10 protein-coding genes and 1 tRNA gene are annotated in these 15,939 nt (G+C 47.3%); 7 read left to right on the top strand and 4 right to left on the bottom strand.

Translation table 11 applies throughout. From position 1 onward, the window contains the following. Positions 1-101: 101 nt before the first annotated feature. Positions 102-186 (bottom strand) — tRNA-Leu (locus tag BN1209_RS03600). A 166-nt stretch (positions 187-352) separates the two neighbouring features. Here BN1209_RS03600 and BN1209_RS03595 point away from each other — a divergent pair. The 4 genes from BN1209_RS03595 to BN1209_RS03580 all read left to right on the top strand — a co-directional run bounded on the left by BN1209_RS03595 (position 353) and on the right by BN1209_RS03580 (position 6,339). Beyond that, positions 353-601, top strand: coding sequence for a hypothetical protein (locus BN1209_RS03595; RefSeq protein WP_045750991.1), 249 nt, complete (start codon positions 353-355; stop codon positions 599-601). Positions 602-686: 85 nt separating this feature from the next. Further along, complete coding sequence (locus tag BN1209_RS03590) at positions 687-2,123, top strand: TolC family protein (protein ID WP_144402539.1); 1,437 nt, start codon at positions 687-689, stop codon at positions 2,121-2,123. After that, positions 2,120-3,193, top strand: a complete 1,074-nt coding sequence (locus BN1209_RS03585) for an efflux RND transporter periplasmic adaptor subunit (protein WP_045750989.1) — start codon at positions 2,120-2,122, stop codon at positions 3,191-3,193. Before BN1209_RS03590 ends, BN1209_RS03585 begins: the two co-directional genes overlap by 4 nt. Positions 3,194-3,198: 5 nt before the next feature. Next, a complete protein-coding gene (locus BN1209_RS03580; protein ID WP_045750988.1) occupies positions 3,199-6,339 on the top strand; it encodes an efflux RND transporter permease subunit in 3,141 nt (1,046 codons plus the stop codon). 15 nt (positions 6,340-6,354) lie between these two features. Here BN1209_RS03580 and glnE read toward each other — a convergent pair whose 3' ends face one another. Then, a complete protein-coding gene (gene glnE, locus BN1209_RS03575) occupies positions 6,355-9,084 on the bottom strand; it encodes a bifunctional [glutamate--ammonia ligase]-adenylyl-L-tyrosine phosphorylase/[glutamate--ammonia-ligase] adenylyltransferase (RefSeq protein WP_045750987.1) in 2,730 nt (909 codons plus the stop codon). 141 nt (positions 9,085-9,225) lie between these two features. Between glnE and acs the strand changes: the two genes are divergently transcribed. From acs to BN1209_RS03560, 3 genes are all read left to right on the top strand, one after another. Beyond that, positions 9,226-11,190: an acetate--CoA ligase gene (acs, locus tag BN1209_RS03570; protein ID WP_045750986.1), complete on the top strand. Its 1,965-nt coding sequence runs from the start codon at positions 9,226-9,228 to the stop codon at positions 11,188-11,190. An 84-nt stretch (positions 11,191-11,274) separates the two neighbouring features. Continuing rightward, positions 11,275-12,849, top strand: coding sequence for a peptide chain release factor 3 (locus BN1209_RS03565; RefSeq protein ID WP_045750985.1), 1,575 nt, complete (start codon positions 11,275-11,277; stop codon positions 12,847-12,849). A gap of 18 nt (positions 12,850-12,867) precedes the next feature. Then, positions 12,868-13,257 (top strand): YchJ family protein, encoded by a 390-nt coding sequence (locus BN1209_RS03560; RefSeq protein WP_045750984.1) that lies wholly within the window; start codon positions 12,868-12,870, stop codon positions 13,255-13,257. 12 nt (positions 13,258-13,269) lie between these two features. Here BN1209_RS03560 and BN1209_RS03555 read toward each other — a convergent pair whose 3' ends face one another. Together BN1209_RS03555 and BN1209_RS03550 are read right to left on the bottom strand one after the other, a co-directional pair. Further along, complete coding sequence (locus tag BN1209_RS03555) at positions 13,270-13,845, bottom strand: hypothetical protein (RefSeq protein WP_045750983.1); 576 nt, start codon at positions 13,843-13,845, stop codon at positions 13,270-13,272. Positions 13,846-13,875: 30 nt separating this feature from the next. After that, a complete protein-coding gene (locus tag BN1209_RS03550; RefSeq protein ID WP_045750982.1) occupies positions 13,876-15,786 on the bottom strand; it encodes an ATP-binding cassette domain-containing protein in 1,911 nt (636 codons plus the stop codon). Between the last annotated feature and the right edge of the window lie 153 nt (positions 15,787-15,939).

The following is a 15,939-nucleotide window of genomic DNA, read 5'->3' as shown; positions in this document are numbered from 1 at the left end:
TGGTAATCAGATGCAAAATCCAAGTTTTTAGCTAGCTTATTGACTTAAAAGCTTATTGACTTAAAAAGGAGTGATTTTTTACAACAAGGAAAATAAAAAGCTGGTGCGAAAGGAGAGACTCGAACTCTCACGCCTTGCGGCGCTGGAACCTAAATCCAGTGCGTCTACCAATTCCGCCACTCTCGCAGGTAGTCATGAGTAATGCTTCATGAGTTTGTCAGGGCATGAACCCCAACGAGGCGTGCATTATAGCTCAGCAAATTTCCGAAAACCATTAAAATTTGAAATGTCTATGTAAAAGCTTAAGTTTGAGCGAAAATCAGATAAGTACAATCGAATTCAAGGATACAAAATGCCACACACCATCAATCAAGAAGAAATCAACATGTTACGCAGCGAGCTTGAGATGCTTATGCGAGAGCGCCAAGCATTACTGAAAGTCACTGGCGTCGCTGCTGGCCTAGTTGCGGAGCTTGATAGCCATAGCTTGCCAAATGGCACTGAAGAAGCCGCTGAACTGTTGGCAGCAAGCATCAATGCGCTACCAGAAGAAACACTTAAAGATGCGCTAAGTGCGGCGCATGCTGAAATCGTTAACTAGCCGAATCGAGGGCCTCAAAATTGCCTAAGTCTTGCATGGCATGTAATATCGCTACGCGTAAAAATTAGCTTATCGAGATCGACGTTTGAAACTAAAAGCATTCAATCACATCACTAGCATCATTAGCCTGTCCATCATGGTCAGCAGTTGCGGCTTTCAATCTTACCTCCCCCAGCCGATTGAGCCAGCAAAAGTAGTGGCAAAGCTTGAGCAACGTGCAAACACTGATTCAGATTTTCAAGCTTACTTAATTGCGCAGGCCTTTCCAGCAGATCAGCTTCCAATTAGCGCATGGGGCGAAAATGAGCTGACCCTAAGTGCGTTATTTTTCCATCCCGACCTGAATCTAGCTCGCGCGCAGTGGCGTGCGGCACAGGCAGCGCAAATCACTGCGGCTCAGCGCCCAGAAATAGGCATTAAGGGCAATGCAGATAATCACAGCCAAGCCACAGACAAATCTCCATGGACTTACCAATTTGGCATTGATATTCCAGTAATAACTGCTGGCAAACGTGAGGCTAGAATTGCACAAGCGGCTAGCTTATCTGAAGCCGCCCGCATTGAGATTGCACAAGCCGCATGGCAAGTGCATAGCCGTGTGGCAAAAAGCTTGCTGGCCTATCAATATGCGTTGGCACAGTTAGCCACACTCAACAATGAAGTTGACCTCAGAACCTCCATTGTCGATATGCTCGTGAAACGTTTAGACGCCGGGATGGCATCCAACATTGAAGTCAGTAATGCGCGCATTGCCTTACAAAAAACCGAACAAACTTATACGACCGAAGCTGGGCGTATCGATACTTTACGTGCGGCACTTGCCAATGATGCAGGCTTAAGTTTAAGTAAATTCAAACTACTCATCATCAAACCATTTGGGCAAACTGAGCCAGTCACCATGGACGCTTTACAATACGAAGCCCTGCTTAATCGCTTAGATATTCGCGCCTCTTTAGCCCGTTATGAAGCTGCAGAAGCGAAATTACGCTTGGAAATCGCCAAACAATATCCGGACATGACTTTTTCACCCTCTAAAACTTTGGATCAAGGTGACAACATTTGGTCTTTAGGCTTTTCAAGTCTGCTGACACTGATCAACAAAAATCGCGGCTTAATCGCTGAGGCAAACAGCCTACGTGAAGTTCAAGTTGCACAATTTGAAGCCCTCCAAGCCAAAGTCATCGGCGATCTAAATCAAGCAAAAGCAAGCTACCAATCGGCGATCGCCTCTCGCGCAAAAGCGCAGACCTTACTAGAAAATCAACAAAAGCGCACCGAGCAAACTGAGCGACAATTTAATGCGGGACTTGCAGACCGTTTAGCCTTTACGACGACGCTACTTGAAAATATTATCGCCAAACAGAGCGTATTGAACACGACCTATCTGACGCAAGTTGCGAAATTGAACCTTGAGGATGTGTTACAACGTCCATTAGATAATCGTCTAACGACGCCAAGCGATATCACCTCATTTAATGCAGACTCCACAAGCAACAAACCAACCAGGACTACCTCACCATGAACCGTAAAGTTGCCTTAGTGATTGGGCTTCAAGCTTTTTTAATCATCGTACTCTTTTGGGTATTGGTGTTTTATGGAAAAGATGAATACGACACTTACAATCAAGCGCAAGAAGAGGAAGTCGCAACACCAAACCGCGTCAATGAGGTAAAAGGTGCGACGGTTGTTACACTGAGCCTCGAGGCACAGAAGCAAAGCGACATTCAAACGGCCAGCCTGCATGTTAGCCAGCATCAAAAGACCTTAAATACACTTGGGAATGTGCTGAGTATTGATACGCTGATTGAGCTTCGTACGCGCTATTTAAATGCGAAAGCGAATGCCACGATTGCACGGGCATCGCTTGCCAACAGCAAACTAGACTTTCAGCGTATGCAAGCCCTCAACAAAGATGATAAAAACGTTTCGGATCAAGTCATGTTAGCGGCACAAGCGGCTTTCAAAGCAGATCAAGCGAAAGTGCAAGCCGCTGAAACTGAGGCAAGTAATCTCAATGACACCATGCGTCAAACATGGGGTGAATCGCTCGCTAACGAAGCAACGAAGGAACCTGCAAGCGCAAACTTCCAGGCACTGCTCTTACATAAAGAAGTGTTACTGTTGATTACATTGCCAACTGATAGCAACGTGAGCGCAGGTGAACGCATCAACGTTGTGCCGACCGGAGCGCAAACCAAGGTAATTAGCGCCCAACTTGTTGCCGCTGCACCACAAACCGACACGACCATACAAGGCCGCACCTATTATTTCCGAGCACCAGCTGAAAACTTACGTGCCGGTATGCGTGTAAGTGTTGAAATGAAGGCTACTCCAAACAATACTAAAACAAGCAATGGCATCATCGTGCCTGCTAAAGCAGTGGTTTGGTACGCTGGTAAACCATGGGTGTACAAAAAGCAAAGCGAAGACCGTTTTGTTCGATTGCCGATTAATACCGACAATGAAATAAACGGCGGCTGGTTTAACCAGAGTGCGAGCCTCGCTGATGGGGATGATTTAGTGATCAATGGGGCACAACTTTTACTCTCAGAAGAGTTTAAGTACCAAATCAAAAATGAGAATCAGGACTAATTGTGATGATGTCCGCCCTCGTTAGGTTCTCCATTCGTTTTAGCGGTGTCATTATTGGCATCGCCAGTTTAATTGTGATGTATGGCATTTATAGCCTGACACGTAGCAATCTAGATGTATTCCCTGAGTTCTCTCCTACACAGCTGGTGATCCAAACCGAGTCGCCAGGGCTTTCTACAGATTTAGTTGAATCCTTAGTCAGTCAGCCGATTGAACATAGTATTGCGGGAACGGTCGGCATCGAGTTAATGCGATCACAATCTATTCCTGGGCTTTCTGTCGTCACCGTGATTTTTAAAGAAGGCACGGACGTTTATCGCAACCGCCAAGTGGTGGCCGAGCGCCTTGCCACACTTGCAAATAGACTACCGAATGGCATTACGCCGAATATCACCCCGCTGACCTCCGCTGCCAGCACAGTTATGGGTATTGGGATCACCTCGGAGACCAAATCACTCATGGAACTGCGCACCATGGTGGATTGGACCTTACGTCCACACCTCATGGCTGTGCAAGGCGTGGCAGATGTGAACGTATTTGGTGGTGATGTGAAGCAGTACCAAATTCAAGTGAATCCAGACAAACTAGTGCTGTACAACCTATCCATGCAGGAAGTCATGAATGCCGCGAGCAAGGCCACAGGCGTGCGCGGTGCTGGATTTATTGAGAACAACAACCAACGTATTGTCATCAATACCGAAGGTCAAGCCCGCACACCTGCAGAGCTTGCGAAAACAACGCTCCTACATCGTCACGGACAAACCGTGAGATTGGGCGACATTGGCCAAGTCGTCGAAGGCGCCGCACCATCGATTAGCGCCTCGGCGATTAATGGAAAACCAGGCATTTACCTTTCCGTGCAAGGCCAATTGGGTGCTAACACGCATGGCGTGACCCAGGCCTTAGAAAAAGCCATTCAGCAAATCAAACCATCGCTTGAGGCTGACCAGATCAAATTACACGAAGGCCTATTCCGGCCTGCTAACTTTATTGAAACCGCCATTAAAGGCGTGCGAACTGACATCTTAATTGGCTCCATTTTAGTCATCACGGTTCTGTTTTTATTTTTGTTTAATGCCCGCACAGCCTTTATCTCAGCGACCGCTATTCCATTGTCATTACTCACTGCGATCGTGGTGATGAGTTACTTCAATATTGGTTTAAATATCATGGTGTTGGGTGGTCTAGCTATTGCACTAGGTGAGGTTGTGGATGACGCCATTATTGATACCGAAAACATCTTTAGACGCTTACGTGAAAACCGTTTATTGGCCATGCCACAGCCCATCCACAAAGTGGTGTTTAACGCTTCAATGGAAGTGCGTAGCTCAGTGGTTTACGCCACCATTATCGTTGCCTTGGTGTTTATGCCACTCCTCACCTTAACTGGCGTTGCAGGTAAATTATTTGCGCCACTTGGCATCGCTTATATCTCAGCAATTTTGGCATCACTGTTAGTCGCGCTCACACTCACGCCCGCCCTTTGTTATTTAATGCTAGGTAAGGCAAAACTCAGCGCAGAAGACTCGCCGATGATTAGCTACATTAAAAAACGCTACGTCAGGCTTTTGCATCGCGTTGAACAGCATTACAAAATGACGATTGCCATTAGTGTCGCTTTAATTGCACTTGGTCTTGGCGTGCTGCCACTATTTAAAAGCCAATTCATTCCTGCCTTGCATGAAGGCCATTTTATTATGCACATGACGCTAGTGCCCGGCAGTTCTGAGCAAGAATCATTGCGCGTGGGTCAAAAAGTCGCCGCTTCCTTGAGCGAAATTAAAGGAGTGCGCAGTATTGCGCAATGGGTGGGTCGCGCACCGAATGCCGCCGACACTTTTGGCACCCACTACAGTGAATTTGAAATCGAAATCGGCACGCTTTCAGGTGAAGAACAAACCCGCATTCTTCAAGAAATCCGTGAGCATCTCTCTGGTATTGATGATGAAAATATCGATAAAGATGAGGATGGCCCAACCCCACCTGGCTTTGTTGGGGTTAACTTTGCCATTAACACTTTTCTGACTGAGCGTATCGAGGAAACCATTTCTGGCTATGCCGCCTCACAAGTCATCAATATTTATGGCCATGATTTAGATGCTTTAGATCGCGATGCACAAGCGGTGGCTGGCGTAGTAGCCGGCATGCAAGGCGCTGAAGATGTGCTGGTACAGTCGCCGCCTGGCACACCACAAATCTCTATTCGCTTGCGATCAGAAAAGCTATTGCAATGGGGCTTACAAGCAAGCGATGTGTTAGACACTATCCGCGCATCTTACGAAAGCGTGCCTGTTGCGCAGGTATATCAGGCGAGCCGCGTGGTTGGCGTGAGCGTCTTACTTGACCCCGCCTCGCGCAACAATATCGGCCAAATTAGTACACTGCCTATCACGAACAATGAGGGCAAGCTAGTGAGGCTTGGCGACATTGCGGACATTACTCAAGAAAACGGACGCTCAAAGATTTTGCATTCCGGCGCAAAACGTATTCAAACCGTGACAGCCAATGTCAGTGGTCGTGACATTCAAGGCTTCACTGACGAGCTAAAAACCAAACTCCAAAAAGAAGTCCATCTTTCACCAGGTAACTATCTTGCTTTTACTGGTGAGGCGGAAGCCCAAGCCAAATCACGTGAAGATCTGATCGTGCACTCGCTACTCGCCACCGTCGGCATTTTCTTGATGTTGTATATCGCGTTTGGCAGACTACGTAATCTATTACTGACGTTTGCCAACTTGCCGTTTGCCTTAATCGGCGGCGTGTTTGCGGTGATGCTCACAGGGGGTTGGATTTCGCTTGGATCACTTGTTGGCTTCGTGACCCTATTCGGGATTACCTTACGAAACTCGATTATGTTGGTTTCACACTACCAACACCTGATTGATGAAGAAGGCATGAAATGGGGCTTAGAAACAGCGATTCAAGGCGCCTCTGAACGACTCCCCTCCATCTTAATGACTGCGCTTGTGACAGCATTGGGTCTGTTGCCGCTCGCCGCAGGCAGCGGTCAACCAGGCCGTGAGATTGAAGGCCCAATGGCCACCATTATTGTCGGCGGTTTAATTACCTCGACGATTTTGAACTTGCTCATTTTGCCAACGATTATGTTGCACTTTGGTAAGTTTGAAAAACATCAACAAGTTTAAAAAACTAGCACAACATTAAGCCATCAACTTCGTCCACAAGGACTTTACTGACGCAACAAGATGCGCGACCTCATGGAGACTCACTTGCGCCTTAGTGTGGCCTTGCAAGCGAAGCGCGTGTTGTTTCTTACGCAGCTCACGATAAGCATTCGCCACCGCCTCAGCTTGTGCTTTTTCAATCACACCCAAACTTGCAAGCCTTGCGAGCAAAGCAATATTCCCAATATTTTCAGTCAGCTCAGGATGTTGATGCGCGTGCGCTAATACTAGATATTGCACCATAAACTCCACATCAATAATGCCGCCTAAGCTTTGCTTCAGGTCAAACACATCCGCAGGAATCACGTGCCCTGCACGCATTTTTTGGCGCATCTCGACCACTTCTTTTTTCAGCGTAGCCATGTCACGCTTCTGCGTCATCACATCGCAACGAATCTGCTCAAACGCTTTACCTATCTCCACATCACCAGCGCTAAACCTAGCACGGGTAATCGCCTGATGCTCCCAGACCCAAGCTTTGTGCTGCTGATAGGCACTAAACGCATCCACAGTGCTGACTAACAAGCCACTAGCCCCATCGGGACGGAGTTGCATATCCGTTTCGTAAAGCATGCCTGCTGAAGTAAGGCTATTCAGCCAATTGTTAATGCGTTGACCAAAACGCGCATAAATCTGCCCCGCATCAGGCGCTTCATCATCGTAGAGAAAAATAATATCCAAATCAGAGGCGTAGCCTATCTCTTTACCGCCTAGTTTGCCGTAGCCCACAATCGCAAATTGAGGGACCTCTCGATGTTTAGCCTTAAGTGTGGGCCATACTGTTTCAAGCGTAACCTGCAAAATAAGGTTGGCTAATTCACTGAGGTAATCAGACAGGGTTTCAAGTGGCAACTCTCCCGCCACATCTTTTGCCGCGAACCGAAATACCGCTGCATGCTTAAAGTGCCGCATGACATCCATTTGACGCTCAACATCGCCTTCTACTTCAGCCAACCGTCGCTTGAGTTCTTCGCGCATCAAGGCAAAATCTGGCACAGCATATAAATGCTGCGTATCTAGCAGTTCATCTAATAAAACAGGATGTTGAGATAGATATTGTGCTAACCAAGGGCTGGCAGACGTTAATCGAATCACTAAATTTAAAGCGGCAGGATATTCGGCCAGCAAAGCCAAATAACTGGCACGGCGGCAGATATTTTCCAGCAAGTCCGATACACGCAATAAGGCAGTATCCGGATCATCTTCCTTCACGGCCAACGCAATCACCAACGGCATCAATTGATCAAAGCGCTGACGGCTTAATTCTGGCAATTGCTTGTATTTTGCACTATGGGCTAATCCGCGCAAACGGCTTAGGGTTTGCGCTGCATCTAAATAGCCCAAGCTTTTAATCCGCGCGACGACTTCTTCATCTGCGATTGTGCCCTGCCAAATTTCCACAATACGCAGATCTTCTGCCTGCTCACCTTTCGGGTCGCTAAACACCTCACTAAAATGCTTGTCCACTATTTGGCGATGCGCTTCTATCTTGGCATGCAATGCATCCCAGCTTTCGCAATTCATCGCTAGTGCAAGACGCGCCTTACCCTCGTCATTGGTTGGTAATGTTTGAGTTTGCTGGTCTTCGGCATACTGAAGCCTATGTTCTAAATCACGCAAAAATACATAAGCAGTACAGAGTTCATCCACGGTATTTTCTGGCAATAACTTCTTATCGCGCAATAAAGCCATGACGGCAAGGGTAGGCCTAATCTGCAAACTCACATCTTGACCGCCACGTATCAACTGAAAAACTTGGGCGATAAATTCAATTTCACGAATACCACCCCGACCTAGCTTGATGTTGTCATGCATATCACGCTTGTTCACATCGCGCTGAATTTGCACTTTCAAGTCGCGCATTGAAGCAAACGCGCCATAATCCAAGTATTTACGGAACACAAAAGGTCGTAACAAATCCGCAATCACTTTTGCGGGGCCTGCAATCACACGCCCTTTAATCCATGCGTATCGCTCCCACTCACGGCCTTGATTTTGGTAATACTCTTCCAGCATCGCCAAACTGCAAGCCAGTGGGCCTTCTGAACCATAAGGGCGTAAACGCATATCCACACGGAACACAAAACCATCTTGGGTAATCTCATCAATCGTAGCGATCAGCTTCTTTCCCACGCGCGTAAAAAAATCATGATTGCTTAATGTTTGCTTACCTTGCTCTCCATCACTAAGGCCTGCACCATTCGTTTCACCATCTTCTTCAAACGCAAAAATCAAATCAATGTCAGAAGACACATTGAGTTCAAAGCCACCCAACTTACCCATGCCAATCACAATCAAAGATTGAGGCTTGCCGCTCTCGCCAATTGGCTCGCCATAAGTGTCTTTGAGACTAGCTTCAATATGGGTTAATGCAACACGCACAACAACTTCTGCTAAATCACTCACCGACTGCACCACTTCGGCAAAGTCCGCCAAGCCATTTAAGTCACGCACGATAATGCGCAACATCACACGCTGTCTTAGCTTACGTAGCGCACGCTTCAAAGTTGCTTCGTCACTAATCGATTGACCTGCAAGATAAGCCAGCATTTCATCACGGCTATATCTCGTGGCTATTTTTTGCATCAGATCAGGCAGCAATTCGCCATCACCCGCTAGCAAGCGGCTCACAAAGGGGCTACAAGCCATGGCATGTTGAACATAGGCGTATTGTGGTACTGATTCAAAAGCTGAAGGTGTGATCATGTAATGCTTCTTAATCCTTAAGTCTCAACCATTAAAAATGCCATCAGGTGGCTAGAAATCGACCTTGAAAATGTTATTATCCCTCTTATAAGTTGTAAATTGATCATATAAAAATAATTAAGCTTTATCGGGGGAAATGCAATGTCATCAATCGAGTCTGTGCTCACGGAAAATCGGGTATTTGCGCCCATTCCGGCATTCAAACAAAACGCCACTGTTTCTGGATTAGCCGCTTATAAGGCCTTGTGCCAACAAGCCGAGCAAGATTACACAGGCTTTTGGGGCAACCTAGCCAACACTGAACTTGACTGGCACAAGCCCTTCACCCAAATTTTAGATGAAAGTAAGGCCCCTTTTTACCGCTGGTTTCATGACGGCGAACTCAACGCCTCATACAACTGTATCGACCGCCACCTTGCGACTAAAGGCGACAAAACTGCGATTATTTTTGAAGCAGACGACGGCTCAGTTACTAAGCTCACATACCAACAATTACACCAACGTGTTTGCCGTTTTGCCAATGCACTGAAAGACCAAGGCATCACTTTAGGCGACCGCGTGATTATTTACTTACCGATGGGCATTGAAGCGGTCGTTGCCATGCAAGCTTGTGCACGTGTTGGCGCTATTCATTCAGTCGTGTTTGGTGGCTTCTCAGCCAAAAGTCTGCACGAACGCATTACCGACGTTGGTGCTAAATTAGTCATCACGGCCGATGCTGGCATGCGCGGCGGTAAAGCTGTTGTGCTTAAAACCGCCGTGGATGAAGCGTTGGCTTTAGGCGGCTGTGAGGCGGTGACCAAAGTCATCGTGTGCCAACGCACAAAATCTAAAGTCGCTTGGACTGAAGGCCGTGACCTTTGGTGGCAAGACTTAGAAAGCAAAGCATCTGACGTGTGTGAACCAACATGGGTCAACGCAGAGCACCCATTATTTATCCTTTACACCTCAGGCTCCACCGGCACCCCTAAAGGTGTACAACATTCTACAGGCGGCTATTTACTAGGCGCCTTGATGAGCATCAAATGGGTGTTCGATTACAAAGAGAATGACGTTTTTTGGTGTACCGCAGATGTGGGCTGGATTACTGGTCACAGCTATGTCGCCTATGGCCCATTATCACTAGGTGCAACACAAGTCATTTTCGAAGGCATCCCCACTTACCCGGATGCTGGCCGCTTCTGGCAAATGATAGAAAAACACAAAGTTAGCGTGTTTTACACAGCGCCAACAGCGATTCGCTCCCTCATTAAATTAGGCGGCGACTTACCTAAACAATACGATCTTTCAAGCTTACGTTTGCTCGGCACCGTGGGTGAACCAATCAACCCAGAAGCTTGGATGTGGTATCACACAGTGGTGGGGAATGAGCGTTGCCCGATTGTGGATACTTGGTGGCAAACCGAAACGGGCGCGCACATGTTAGCGCCTCTTCCTGGTGCGATTGATGCCAAACCGGGCTCATGCACGATGCCGCTCCCTGGCATCATGATGGATATTGTTCACGAAGATGGCACCCATATTGAAGGCACCGGCGGCGGCTTGCTTGTTGCTAAAAAACCTTGGCCTTCCATGATCCGCACTATCTGGGGCAACCCTGAACGCTTTAAAAAATCTTATTTCCCAGAAGAGCTTAATGGCCTTTATCTCGCCGGCGACTCAGCGCACCGTGATGATGACGGCTACTACTGGATTATGGGGCGTATTGATGATGTGCTGAACGTATCAGGCCATCGTCTCGGCACGATGGAGATTGAATCTGCTTTAGTCGCCAATCCATTAGTTGCTGAAGCGGCGATTGTGGGTAAACCGCATGAAATCAAAGGCGAATCTATTGTCGCCTACGTGGTACTTAAAGGCGCCCGCCCAGAAGGCGAAGCGGCCAAGAAGATTGTGGCTGAACTGCGCGAGTGGGTAGGCAAAGAGATTGGTCCGATTGCTAAACCGGATGAAATCCGCTTTGGTGACAATTTACCTAAAACACGTTCAGGCAAAATCATGCGCCGCTTATTGCGTAGCTTGGCGAGAGGCGAAGAAATTACTTCGGATATTTCTACCCTTGATAATCCCGCGATTTTGGAACAACTTAAACAACCTATCGTTTAACTAGCACAAGCAAACCTAGCTTTACCTTCGGATTAAGCGCTATTTCGGATAGAATAGCGCTTTTTTCGACTCTAGATTTTGGCCATGTCATCCTTACCAGAAGAAATTACCCGCCGTCGCACCTTTGCCATTATTTCACATCCTGATGCGGGTAAAACGACGCTCACCGAAAAACTATTATGGTTCGGTGGCGCGATTCAAGTCGCAGGCGAAGTGCGTGGGCGTAAAGCTGCGCGCCATGCGACATCTGACTGGATGGAGCTAGAGAAACAACGTGGTATCTCGGTGACTTCATCAGTGATGCAGTTTCCATACCGCGACCACATGATTAATTTGCTGGATACCCCAGGCCATGATGACTTCTCTGAAGATACTTACCGCACTTTAACCGCAGTGGATTCTGCGGTGATGGTGATTGACTCAGTGAATGGTGTTGAGACGCAGACCATCAAGTTGCTCAATGTCTGCCGTATGCGCGATACGCCTATTATTACCTTCATCAACAAACTAGACCGCGAAAGCCGTCCACCCATTGAACTCTTAGATGAAATTGAATCTACATTAGGCATGGAATGTGCGCCAATGACTTGGCCGATTGGCATGGGCAAGGGCTTCCGCGGTGTATATCACTTATACAATGATGTGGTTTCATTCTTTGACCCTCGCGCTGAAAAAGGGACTTCTGAAGTGATTGAGGGCTTGGATAATCCGCGCCTAGATGAGTTACTTGGTCGCCAAGCAGAAGAGCTACGCGTGGACGTTGAGTTAGTTCGCGGCGCGTCAAACACCTTTAATAAAGAGCGCTATTTAAGCGGCAAACAAACGCCTGTGTTTTTTGGCTCAGGTATTAACAACTTTGGTGTGCAATCGCTATTAGATGCGGTGGTTGAGTTATCCCCTGCCCCATTAGCCCGCAAAACTGCGACACGCGAAGTAGCGCCGAACGAAGCCAAGTTTTCTGGCTTTGTGTTCAAGATTCAAGCCAATATGGATCCAAAACACCGTGACCGTATTGCGTTCTTGCGGGTATGTTCAGGTCGCTTTGAACGTGGCATGAAAATCAAACAAGTGGCCACAGGCAAACAAATCTCCGTCAACAATGCGATTACCTTTATGGCGCAAGATCGTACTACGATGGACGAGGCATACTCTGGCGATATTATCGGTATTCCTAACCACGGCACAATCAAACTCGGCGATACTTTCACTGAAAGTGAGAACTTAAAATTCATTGGCATCCCTTCTTTCGCCCCTGAATTTTTCCGCCGTGCACGTATTAAAAACCCGATGAAGATGAAGCAATTACAAATCGGCCTCAAGCAACTATCGGAAGAAGGCGCAGCGCAGTTATTCCGCCCACTCCTCTCGAATGATTTGATTTTGGGCGCTGTTGGTATTTTGCAATTTGAGGTGGTGGCGCACCGTCTAGAGCACGAATATGGCGTTGACATGATATTTGAGCCATATGATTGCCACACGACACGCTGGTTAAAAGGCAGCGACGCTGATCTAAAAGCCATCGCTGACAAATATGGCTTTAACGTGGGGCTTGATAGCGCGGATGATTATGTGTATCTCGCACCAAATCGCGTGAACTTACAAATGGCACAAGAGCGTTACCCAGACATTCAATTTTGTGAAACACGCGAGATTGCTTAAGCGACTGCTAATAACAACATGCCAAAACCCGTGATCAGAATTGATTGCCCATGCGATAGCGGCTCGCTTTATCAAGACTGCTGCGAGCCTTACCACCTAAGCAATGACGCACCCAACGCTGAAAAGCTGATGCGCTCTCGCTATAGTGCTTATGTGTTGGGTTTAGAGGAATATTTACTCAACACTTGGCACCCGAACACTAGACCCAAATATCTGAACCTAGCCAACGACCGCACCAAATGGCTAGGGCTCGAAGTAAAGCGCTTTGATCCTAATGATGACCAAGCCATTGTCGAGTTTATTGCCAGCTACAAGGAAAATGGCAAAGCCGAAAAACTCCACGAAATTAGCCAATTTAGACGCATTGCTAGGCGTTGGTATTACGTGGATGGCGAGTTTCAAGAGTAACTAAAGAAATCGTTAAGCAAACGCCTCACATAGCATACTCAAAAAAGCACCCAACACAGGAATCAGCTCCTCTTTTTCAAACGGCGCCGCGTCATCAGTGCCTGCCACCAAGAAAGCAATCACGGCTTTATCAAAATCTTCACGGAAATGCGTCCAATGTTCAGCATCCGCATCGCCAATCAAATGGAATTTACGCATGCCAGATTCCACAATATCCGCTAATTCTTCGTTCGTCAGTTCTGCAAAAAGGGATTTAGCAATCACGATTTGATCTTGTTCTAAATCTGCCACCACATCCTCAGCACCTAACGGCAAGACCAAATAGGCGTAAACCATCAAAGCAAATGCTTGATAAACGCTGAGCATGTCGAAGTTGTCATAACGCTCATCGGCTGGCGAACGCGAAGCTTCTTTAATCGCTTTGGCAGTGATGTAACACGCCAAATAACTCGCTGCTTTGACTGGATCGTAATCTTCCAAATTACTGCTGAGCGGTGCATCATGTTCCGTGCGCCCTTCCGCCAAACAAAGTGCGTGTAGCAGGCTTAAGTTTTTTGAATATTGGTTTGTAGATTGTTGGTCTGCCATTTTTCGTTCTCTATCTTCAATTAAGTTGTTTTATTGGATTGCTGGCAACGCTTCTAACATTTCTTGCAGCTCTAGCCAGCGCATCTCTGCCGTTGCTAATTGTTGAACCAGTTCAGCTTGCCGTTTGAGCAAGTCTTGCAAAATGCTTTTATCGCTCTGGCTGTATAAATCAGGGTCAGCCAACTTGGTATCTAAAGCAGTTTTATCTTGCTCCCACTTCGCCATATTGGCTTCAATCTGCTCGGTCTCTTTAAGTAAAGGCCGACGCTCAGTAATCCGCGCTTGCCGATCAGCCTTACTTTGTGCACGTTCTACTTTATTGGATGATGCTGGCACCTCTTTGCTTGATTCCAAGCTCTGTTTATCGGCGAGCTTTTGCGCATTGAGCCAATCTTTATAATCATCCAAGTCACCATCAAACACTTCGGCTTTGCCGTGTGCAACTAGCATAAATTTGTCGCAAGTCGCTCTGAGCATTGCTCTATCATGCGACACAATCACCACGCCGCCTTGATACTCTTGCAAAGCAACCGTGAGTGCATGGCGCATTTCCAAATCCAAATGGTTGGTCGGCTCATCCAGCAATAGTAAATTCGGACGCGTCCAAATCAGCAAAGCCAAAGCCAAGCGAGATTTCTCACCACCCGAGAACGGCCCACATGGCGAGCTTGCCATGTCACCCTTAAAATCAAAACCGCCCAAATAATTACGATGCTCTTGTTCGCGGGTTTCGGGGTCTAACTTTTGCATATGCTCAAGAGGCGACTCATCTAGGCGAAGCTGCTCAAGTTGATGCTGGGCAAAGTAGCCTATCTTTAAGTCTTTGCCTTCAACCCGCTTACCTGATTTCATGGCCAGCTCGCTTGCGAGGAGCTTAATCAGCGTAGATTTACCCGCACCGTTGCGGCCTAGCAAACCAAGTCGCTCACCTGGTCGTAAAGCCAGCTCTATTTTGCTAAGAATGGTGGTATCGCCATAGCCGACACTCACGTCGTCGAGCACTAGCAATGGATCTGGCACGTTCTGCATTTCTCTAAAGCTAAAATCAAACGGCGTATCAATGTGCGCTGCTGAAATCATTTCCATGCGCTCAAGCGCTTTAATGCGGCTCTGCGCCTGGCGAGCTTTAGTTGCTTTGGCGCGGAAGCGTTCAATATAGCTTTGCAAGTGCGCGACGTTGCGCTGTTGACGCTCATACATGGATTGTTGCTGAGAGAGACGTTCGGCACGTTGACGCTCAAAGTCTGAATAACCGCCTTTGTAAAGCGTGAGGTGCTGCTGTTCGATGTGCGCGATGTGATTCACAATCGCATCTAAGAAATCTCGATCATGGGAAATCAGCACGAGCGTACCGCGATAATCCTTAAGCCAAGTCTCCAGCCAAATCACCGCATCCAAGTCTAGATGGTTAGTCGGCTCATCCAGCAAAAGCAAATCTGAACGGCACATCAAGGCGCGCGCTAAATTCAAACGCACGCGCCAGCCACCTGAAAAGTCAGACACTGGACGACTTAAGTCTGCATTCTTAAATCCTAAACCATCAAGCAGCTCAGCGGCTCGCGCGAGCGCTGAGTAGCCGCCAATTTCACTAAAGCGTGCATGTAGCTCGCCTATTTTTTCGCCTTCATGTTTGGCTTCCGCTTCAACCAAAGCGTTTTCAATGGCGCGCAATTCAACGTCACCATCAAGGGTAAATTCTATGGCTTCTTGGGATAACGCTGGCGTTTCTTGGGCGACGTGGGCAATGACCCAATTAGGCGGCATTTCCAAATCGCCATGCTCAGGATGTAACTCACCACGCAACATGGCAAATAAGCTTGATTTACCCGCACCGTTTGCGCCAGTCAAACCAACCTTATGGCCTGGATGAAGCTGCAATGAAGCGCCTTCAATCAGCACTTTAACACCACGCGTTAACGTGAGATTTTTGAATTGAATCAAACTTACCTTTCTCTTTAACGTGAATCTCTAAGCTTCACGTCAGCCAACTTTTAACAAAGGCGTTATTCTAAAGCATCTAAGCGCATCGCATCATTTGTTTGTTCGATAAGTAACAGATACTAAAGCACTGCATATAGTAGAATATGGCTTGTG

This window comes from Candidatus Methylopumilus turicensis, from assembly GCF_000953015.1.
In the GTDB taxonomy this organism is placed as follows: domain Bacteria; phylum Pseudomonadota; class Gammaproteobacteria; order Burkholderiales; family Methylophilaceae; genus Methylopumilus_A; species Methylopumilus_A turicensis.
This window is presented reverse-complemented; position numbering and strand designations above follow the sequence as displayed.

Coding starts and splice junctions, on each gene's coding strand:
- BN1209_RS03595 (WP_045750991.1), top strand. CDS start 353: ATGCCACACACCATCAATCAAGAAGAAATCAACATGTTACGCAGCGAG.
- BN1209_RS03585 (WP_045750989.1), top strand. CDS start 2,120: ATGAACCGTAAAGTTGCCTTAGTGATTGGGCTTCAAGCTTTTTTAATC.
- BN1209_RS03580 (WP_045750988.1), top strand. CDS start 3,199: ATGATGTCCGCCCTCGTTAGGTTCTCCATTCGTTTTAGCGGTGTCATT.
- glnE (WP_045750987.1), bottom strand. CDS start 9,084: ATGATCACACCTTCAGCTTTTGAATCAGTACCACAATACGCCTATGTT.
- acs (WP_045750986.1), top strand. CDS start 9,226: ATGTCATCAATCGAGTCTGTGCTCACGGAAAATCGGGTATTTGCGCCC.
- BN1209_RS03565 (WP_045750985.1), top strand. CDS start 11,275: ATGTCATCCTTACCAGAAGAAATTACCCGCCGTCGCACCTTTGCCATT.
- BN1209_RS03560 (WP_045750984.1), top strand. CDS start 12,868: ATGCCAAAACCCGTGATCAGAATTGATTGCCCATGCGATAGCGGCTCG.
- BN1209_RS03555 (WP_045750983.1), bottom strand. CDS start 13,845: ATGGCAGACCAACAATCTACAAACCAATATTCAAAAAACTTAAGCCTG.